Source organism: Gilvimarinus sp. 1_MG-2023 (assembly GCF_030548285.1).
On the sequence record NZ_JAUOSC010000867.1, the window covers coordinates 1 to 282 of the forward strand.

The 282-nt window shown below is 58.9% G+C and carries 1 protein-coding gene; it reads left to right on the plus strand.

What is annotated here, in order from left to right:
- Positions 1-282: fumarylacetoacetate hydrolase family protein (locus Q4563_RS19360; protein WP_303605672.1), on the plus strand; the 282-nt coding region annotated here is incomplete at both ends.

Consider the following 282-nt stretch of genomic DNA (forward strand, 5'->3'; position numbering starts at 1 on the left):
GAAGCCAACTGGCAGCCACCTTGCACCGGCAAGATGTTTGTCCTGGGCCTGAACTACGCCGACCACGCTGCCGAACTGGCATTCAAGGCACCGGAAGAACCCCTGGTCTTCCTGAAAGCTCCCAACACCCTGCTGGGCCATCGCCAAAACACCTATCGCCCCGACCAGGTTGACTACATGCACTATGAGTGCGAACTGGTGGCGGTGATTGGCAAAACGGCCAAAAACGTCTCCCGTGCCGAGGCCATGGACTACATCGGCGGCTACACTGTGGGTAACGAC